Raw genomic sequence first — 7,291 nt, 5'->3', positions numbered from 1 at the left:
CCCCCCCCCCCCCCCCCCCCCCCCCCCCCCCCCCCCCCCCCCCCCCCCCCCCCCCCCCCCCCCCCCCCCCCCCCCCCCCCCCCCCCCCCCCCCCCCCCCCCCCCCCCGGGCTCAGCTCCGCGGCCGGACCTCGCCCATCGGGCCGAAGCCGCTGACCTGCGGGGCGTCGATGTAGATGATCTGCGGCTGCTCCGCGACCAGGTCCGACATCCAGTCGAAGGCCGCCTTGGCGTGCGGGGTGGCCACGTGCGAGGCGCCGGCCGCGGAGTCCCGGAAGCCCTCGATGCAGACGAAGGTGTTCGGGTCCTGCACGCTGCGGGACCACTCGAAGAACAGGCTGCCCTCCTCGGCGTTCACCGCCGCCGCGTACTCGTCGGCCTTGGCCCGGAACTCGTCGATCCGGTCCGGACGGACGGGGAACTCGATGACGATCAGGATCATGGTCTCCTCCTTGGTCGGTCCGAGTAGGGCCCGGAGGGCTCCGCGAGGAGCGGCCGGGTGGGCTCTCCGGAGCAGGGGGCGGCTCCTGGTCGCGGTGTCGTCCGGAGGACGACGATGTCAGAGCGGGTCGAGCCGGCGGCGCAGCAGGCAGAACGGGTTGCCCTCCGGGTCGGCGAGGACGTGCCAGTTCTCCTCGCCGGTCTCGCCGACGTCGGCGCGCGTCGCGCCCAGGCCCAGCAGCCGCTCGAGCTCGGCGTCCTGGTCCCGGTCGGTGGCGTTGACGTCGAGGTGCAGCCGCGGCTTGCCCGGTGAGGGGTCGGGGACCCGGCCGAAGACCAGGGTCGGCGCCGGCCCGCCGAAGCCCGCCTCGGGGCCGATCTCGACCTCGCCCTCCTCCCGGGAGAGGACCTGGTAGCCCAGGACCTCCGCCCACCACGCGGCCAGCGCCTCGGGGTCGCGGCAGTCGATGACGATCTCGCTGAGCCGGCACGCCATGCCCCGACCGTAGGGCCGCGAGCGCAGCGGCGCGGGTCAGTAGCCTCGGGGCGTGCGCATCGTCCGCTTCGCCTCGCCCTCCGGCATGTCCTTCGGTGTCCTCGACGGCGACGGCCAGGTCGCCCAGATCGAGGGGCACCCCTTCGGCACCATCTCCTTCACCGGCCAGCGGTTCGCGCAGGCCGACGTCCGGCTGCTCTCGCCGATCCTGCCGAGCAAGGTCGTCTGCGTCGGCAAGAACTACGCCGCGCACGTCGAGGAGATGAAGACCGGCGACGCGCCGAAGGAGCCGTTGCTGTTCCTCAAGCCGTCGACCTCGGTCATCGGCCCGGGTGACGCCATCCGCATCCCGCCGGGCAGCACCAACGTCCACCACGAGGCCGAGCTCGCCGTCGTCATCGGTGCCCGCGGTGCCCGGCACGTGAGCCCCGAGCAGGCGCTGTCGACGGTCTTCGGCTACACGATCGGCAACGACGTGACCGAGCGGGACATGCAGCGCAGCGACGGGCAGTGGACCCGCGCCAAGGGCTTCGACTCGTTCTGCCCGCTCGGCCCGTGGATCGAGACCGACCTGGGCGCGCTCGGCAAGGACCCCGCCGACCTCGAGGTCACCTGCACCGTGGACGGTGAGCTGCGCCAGTCCGGCCGCACCAGCCAGCTGCTGTTCGACGTCCCGACGCTGATCTCCTACATCTCGCAGGTGATGACCCTGCTGCCCGGCGACGTCGTGCTGACCGGCACGCCGTCCGGCGTCGGGCCGATCCGCCCCGGCCAGCGGGTCGAGGTCACCGTCGAGGGGCTGGGCACGCTCGCCAACCCCGTGGCCGGCGCCGACACCGCCTCGACCGCCGGGGGCGCCCGGTGACCGTTCGCGCGACCGGCGTCCGCACCCGCTTCTGCCCGTCCCCGACGGGGACGGTGCACGTCGGCCTCCTGCGCACGGCGCTGTTCAACTGGGCGCACGCCCGGCACACCGGCGGCACGTTCGTCTTCCGCATCGAGGACACCGACGCGTCCCGGGACTCCGAGGAGTCCTACCGGCACCTGCTCGACAGCCTGCGCTGGCTGGGCCTGGACTGGGACGAGGGCCCGGAGGTCGGCGGCCCGCACGGGCCCTACCGGCAGTCCGAGCGGCACGAGGTCTACCGCGAGGTGGCCGCCAAGCTGCTGGCGGCCGGGCACGCCTACGAGTCGTTCTCCACCAACGAGGAGGTCGAGGCCCGCCGCCTGGCCGCCGGGCAGGACCCCAAGCTCGGCTACGACAACGCCGACCGCTTCCTCACCGACGCGCGGAAGGCGGCGTTCCGCGACGAGGGCCGCCAGCCGGTGCTGCGGCTGCGCATGCCCGACGAGGACCTCGCCTGGACCGACCTGGTGCGCGGCGAGGTGCGCTTCGCCGCGGGGTCGGTGCCCGACTTCGTCCTGGTCCGCGGCAACGGCGTCCCGCTGTACCCGTTCGTGAACCCCGTGGACGACGCGCTGATGGAGGTCACCGACGTGCTGCGCGGGGAGGACCTGCTGCCCTCCACGCCGCGGCAGCTGGCCCTCTACGCGGCGCTCACCGACATCGGCGTCGCGCGCGGCACCCCGCGCTTCGGCCACCTGCCCTACGTGACGGGGGAGGGGAACAGGAAGCTCTCCAAGCGCGACCCGCAGTCCAACGTCGACGTCTACCGCGAGCGCGGCTTCGTCCCCGAGGGGTTCGCCAACTACCTGGCGCTGCTGGGCTGGTCGATCGCCGAGGACCGGGACGTCTTCTCGATGGCGGAGATGGCCGAGGCGTTCGACGTCACGCGGGTCAGCGCCAACCCCGCCCGCTTCGACGTGAAGAAGGCCGAGGCGATCAACGCCACGCACCTGCGGGCGCTGCCGGTCGAGGAGTTCGTGGCCCGCGTGGTCCCCTTCCTCGCCGGCGCCGGCCTGGTCAGCGACCCGCCGACGGCCGAGCACGACCGGGTGCTGCGGACCATCGCGCCGATGGCGCAGGAGCGCGTCGTCGTGCTCTCCGACGCCGTCGAGCTGCTGCGGTTCCTGTTCACCGAGGACGTCGCCATCGACCCGGCGGCCGCCGCCAAGCAGCTGGCCGGCCCGGAGGCGGCCGAGGTCCTCGACGCCGCGACGACGGCGCTGCGCGACCTGCCCGAGTGGACCGCCGCCGCGGTCGAGGAGGCGCTCAAGACCGCGCTCGTCGACGGCCTGGGCCGCAAGCCGCGGCAGGCCTTCGGGCCGGTGCGGGTGGCGGTCAGCGGCCGCACCGTGTCCCCGCCGCTCTACGAGTCGATCGAGCTGCTCGGCCGGGACCGCACGCTGGACCGGTTGGCCGCGGCGCGGGCGGCCGTCCCCGGGTGACCGGACGCCGATGACCACGGTGCCGCCGGGGTGGCTCCCCGGCCCGCCCGGACCGTCGGACGACGAGCCCTACACCGGGCCGCCGCCCACCGGTCCCTACGGCGCGCCGCCGTACGTCCCCGGGGCGGTGCACGGCGTGCACTCGCTGCCGGCCACCGGCGCCGCGGCCGGCCCGGTGCCCTGGCCGCTCGGGCCGGTGCCCCTGCAGGCCGGACCGCACACGGCCCCGCCGGACCTCCCGCCCGGACTGCGCTGGGCGCCGCCGCCGGGCACGCCGCCGCACGACGTCCCCGTCCCGTACCCGCACGTGATGCGCTCGCGCGACTGGCGCTGGTGGCGGCCGCTGCTGGGGCTGCTGCTGGTGGTCGTCGTCTACACCGTGGCGGCGACCGTGGTGGTCCTGGCCGCGCTGGTCACCGGGGCGTTCCCCGACCTGCAGCTGCTGGACCTGGTCGACCCCGGCGTCCTGCTGATCACCAACCTGTCGCTGGTCGTGGCGATCCCGATCGTCTGGCTGGCCTGGGTCGTCGCGCACGGGATGCGGCCGGGCTGGTCGTCGTCGGTCCTGGGCCGGCTGCGCCGCCGGCTGTTCCTGCCGTACACGCTGCTGTCCCTGCCCACGCTCGGCGCGGGCATCCTGCTGACCGTCCTGCTGGGCTTCCTCGCCGGGGGCGGCGAGATGACCGGGCCGGTGGCGTCCTACGGCTGGCTGCTGCTGGTCGTCGTGCTCACCACGCCGCTGCAGTCGGCGGCGGAGGAGTACGTCTTCCGCGGGTACCTGAGCCAGGCGATCGCCGCGTGGTTCCGCGACGCGCGGGCCGGGGCCGTCGTCGCGGGCGTGCTCACCGCCGCGCTGTTCTCCGCGGCGCACGCCCCGCCGGACGTCTGGACCTTCCTCGACCGGTTCGCCTTCGGCCTGGCCGCCTCCGCGGTCGTGTGGCTGACCGGCGGGCTGGAGGCGGCGATCGTGCTGCACGCGGTCAACAACGTGCTGGTCTTCGTGCTGGCCGGCGGGCTCGGCGAGGGGGTGACCACCGACTCGGTGTCGGCCGGCACCGGTGTGCTGGTGGTCGCGATCGACCTGCTGGCTATGGCCGCCTACGTGGCGCTCGTGGCCCGGGCCCGGCAGCGGCTGCGGCCGGAGACGGTCACCCCCGCCCTGGACCTGCGACCAGGGTCACCCCGGGGGGTGGCGGAGCGGCCGCAGAGCGTCGGGTATGGTGGTCTGCAGCGCCGCGAGGTGCAGCACGACCCTTGGGGTATGGGGTAATTGGCAGCCCGACGGATTCTGGCTCCGTTAGTCTAGGTTCGAGTCCTGGTACCCCAGCGAGGAAGCCTGGTTCCTCTCGCACCACCGCACGGCCCCGTCGTCTAGCGGCCCAGGACGCCGCCCTCTCACGGCGGTAGCGAGGGTTCGAATCCCTTCGGGGCTACAGCAGGGGAGACCCCCTGGCCATCCGGCCAGGGGGTCTCTTCCTTTCCCGGCGGAGGCGACCCGGGGGCGGGTGGGGAGCCCCGTCGGCGGGCATGGCAGGATGGGCTCTGCGCGGCCCCGTCGTCTAGCGGCCCAGGACGCCGCCCTCTCACGGCGGTAGCGAGGGTTCGAATCCCTTCGGGGCTACAGCAGGGGAGAGCCCCCGGCCATCCGGCCGGGGGCTCTCGTCGTCCCGGGGTGGCTGACCGGGCCGATCGCCGCAGGACTAGCGTCTGGGCGCTGCTCACGGTCCGTGACGGGCGGCGGGAAGGCGGGAGTGCACGTGATCCGGACGAGTCGTCGGCTGGCCGACGGCCGGGAGGTCCTCTACTTCGACGCGGGGTCCCAGGCCCCGGACCGGACGGCGGAGGACACCCGCGAGCTGCCCGCGGTGAGCACCCGGTCGCAACTGCGCTGGGACCCGCTGCTCGGCGAGTGGGTCGTCCTGGCCTCGCACCGGCAGACGCGGACCTTCCTCCCGCCGGCCGACCTGTGCCCGCTGTGCCCGACCCGGCCCGGCCGGGAGCCCACCGAGGTCCCGGAGGCCGACTACCAGGTCGTCGTCTTCGAGAACCGCTTCCCGTCGCTGGCGACCGCGGTGGAGCGCGACGTCCCGCCGACGGCGCCGGGCGCGCCGCTGACCGAGCTGCGGCCGGGCTTCGGCCGCTGCGAGGTGGTGGTCTTCACCAGCGACCACGACCGCTCCTTCGCCACGCTGGGGCGCGAGCGGGCGCGGCTGGTGGTGGACGTCTGGGCCGAGCGCACCGCGGAGCTGTCCGCGATCGAGGGCGTGGAGCAGGTCTTCGTCTTCGAGAACTCCGGTGAGGAGATCGGGGTGACCCTCTCCCACCCGCACGGGCAGATCTACGCCTACCCGTTCGTGACGCCGCGGCTGGAGAAGGTGCTCGGCTCGATCGAGCGGCACCGGAGGGAGACCGGCGGGGAGCTGTTCGCCGACGTCCTCGCCGCCGAGCGCAGCGGCCCGCGCGTGGTCGCGGCCAACGAGCACTGGACGGCGTTCGTCCCGGCCGCGGCCCGCTGGCCCTACGAGCTGCAGCTGTTCCCGCACCGCCGCGTCCCGGACCTCCCGGCGCTCATCGACGAGGAGCGCGACGCGCTGGCCGAGGTCTACCTCGACGTCCTGGGCCGGTTCGCGCACCGGTTCGACACCCCGATGCCCTACATCGCCGCCTGGAACCAGGCGCCGGTCACCCGCGGCCGCGAGGACTGGTGGCTGCACCTGCAGCTGTTCTCGCTGCGCCGGGCGCCCGGGAAGCTCAAGTACCTGGCCGGCTCGGAGTCCGGGATGGGCGCGTTCATCAGCGACACGACGCCGGAGGACGTGGCGGAGCAGCTGCGCCACGTGGTGCTGCCGTGAGCCACGTGGCGCGGGTGCGGTCGGCGTTCGCCGAGGCGTTCGGCGGCGAGCCCGAGGGCGTGTGGGCGGCGCCGGGCCGGGTCAACGTCATCGGCGAGCACACCGACTACAACGACGGTTTCGTGCTGCCGGTGGCCCTGCCGCACACCACCCGCGCCGGCGTCGCCCGGCGCGACGACGGCCGGGTCGCGCTGGTCTCCCTCCAGCACCCCGGGGACCGCGTCGAGGTGCCGGTCGGCGAGCTGGCGCCCGGGCGTCCCGGCGGGTGGGCCGGCTACCCGGCCGGCGTCGTGGCGGAGCTGCGGGACCGGCTGCCCGGCGGGGTGAGCATCGTGGTGGACGGCGACGTGCCCTCCGGCGCCGGGCTGTCCTCCTCGGCAGCGCTGGAGTGCGCCGTCGCGCTCGCGCTGCGCGACCTCGCCGCGCCCGAGCTCGCCCCCGGTGACCTGGTCGACGTGGCCCGCCGGGCGGAGAACGACTTCGTCGGCGCCCCGACGGGGATCCTCGACCAGTCCGCGTCGCTGCTGTGCACCGCCGAGCACGCCCTGTTCCTCGACACCCGCGACCGCAGCTGCGAGCAGGTGCCCTTCGACCTGGCGGCGGCGGGGATGGAGCTGCTCGTCGTCGACACCGGGACGACCCACGACCACGCCACCGGCGGGTACGGCGACCGGCGGCGGGAGTGCGAGCAGGCCGCCGGGCGGCTCGGGGTGGCCGCGCTGCGCGACGTCCCGGACGTCGCCGCCCTCGCCGTGCTGGACGACGGCACGCCGGAGGGGGCGGTGCTGCTGCGGCGCGCCCGGCACATCGTCACCGAGAACGCCCGCGTGCTCGACGTCGTCCGCGTGCTGCGCGGCAGCGACGGGCCGGCGGCGATCGGGCCGGTGCTCACCGCGGGGCACGCGTCCCTGCGTGACGACTTCCAGATCTCCACGGCCGAGCTCGACACCTGCGTGGCCACCGCGCTCGAGGCCGGGGCCGCCGGGGCGCGCATGGTGGGCGGCGGCTTCGGCGGCAGCGCGATCGTCCTCGTCGACGCCGCACTGACCAGCGAGGTCGCGATGACGATCACGGATCGTTTCGCGCAGGAGGGGTACAGCCCGCCGCGGACCTTCGCCGTCGTCCCGTCTCCGGGGGCCCGCCGCATCGCCTGA

At 75.0% G+C, this 7,291-nt stretch carries 7 protein-coding genes and 3 tRNA genes; 8 read left to right on the top strand and 2 right to left on the bottom strand.

Translation table 11 applies throughout. The features are described from left to right. Positions 1-111 precede the first annotated feature (111 nt). Both ACI782_RS15220 and ACI782_RS15215 read right to left on the bottom strand, forming a co-directional pair. Entirely contained in the window at positions 112-441 is a 330-nt protein-coding gene (locus tag ACI782_RS15220) for a putative quinol monooxygenase (RefSeq protein WP_456910604.1), read from the bottom strand. A 117-nt stretch (positions 442-558) separates the two neighbouring features. Beyond that, positions 559-936, bottom strand: coding sequence for a VOC family protein (locus ACI782_RS15215; protein ID WP_456910602.1), 378 nt, complete (start codon positions 934-936; stop codon positions 559-561). Positions 937-988: 52 nt separating this feature from the next. Between ACI782_RS15215 and ACI782_RS15210 the strand changes: the two genes are divergently transcribed. The 8 genes from ACI782_RS15210 (at position 989) to galK (ending at position 7,291) form a co-directional block, all read left to right on the top strand. Then, positions 989-1,801, top strand: a complete 813-nt coding sequence (locus ACI782_RS15210; protein WP_456910600.1) for a fumarylacetoacetate hydrolase family protein — start codon at positions 989-991, stop codon at positions 1,799-1,801. Then, a complete protein-coding gene (gltX, locus tag ACI782_RS15205; protein ID WP_456910598.1) occupies positions 1,798-3,285 on the top strand; it encodes a glutamate--tRNA ligase in 1,488 nt (495 codons plus the stop codon). Before ACI782_RS15210 ends, gltX begins: the two co-directional genes overlap by 4 nt. 10 nt (positions 3,286-3,295) lie before the next feature. After that, positions 3,296-4,555 carry a CPBP family glutamic-type intramembrane protease gene (locus tag ACI782_RS15200; protein WP_456910596.1) on the top strand — a complete coding sequence of 420 codons (1,260 nt, stop codon included), beginning with the start codon at positions 3,296-3,298 and terminating at the stop codon, positions 4,553-4,555. Continuing rightward, positions 4,541-4,612 (top strand) — tRNA-Gln (locus tag ACI782_RS15195). The genes ACI782_RS15200 and ACI782_RS15195 overlap by 15 nt, the downstream gene beginning before the upstream one ends. A gap of 33 nt (positions 4,613-4,645) precedes the next feature. Further along, a tRNA-Glu gene (locus tag ACI782_RS15190) sits at positions 4,646-4,718 on the top strand. Positions 4,719-4,833: 115 nt separating this feature from the next. Then, a tRNA-Glu gene (locus ACI782_RS15185) sits at positions 4,834-4,906 on the top strand. A 136-nt stretch (positions 4,907-5,042) separates the two neighbouring features. After that, on the top strand, positions 5,043-6,137 hold the full coding sequence (galT, locus tag ACI782_RS15180) for a galactose-1-phosphate uridylyltransferase (protein WP_456910594.1): 1,095 nt from the start codon (positions 5,043-5,045) through the stop codon (positions 6,135-6,137). Then, positions 6,134-7,291 (top strand): galactokinase, encoded by a 1,158-nt coding sequence (galK, locus tag ACI782_RS15175; RefSeq protein WP_456910592.1) that lies wholly within the window; start codon positions 6,134-6,136, stop codon positions 7,289-7,291. Before galT ends, galK begins: the two co-directional genes overlap by 4 nt.

This window comes from Geodermatophilus sp. SYSU D00703, from assembly GCF_054050155.1.
This window is presented reverse-complemented; position numbering and strand designations above follow the sequence as displayed.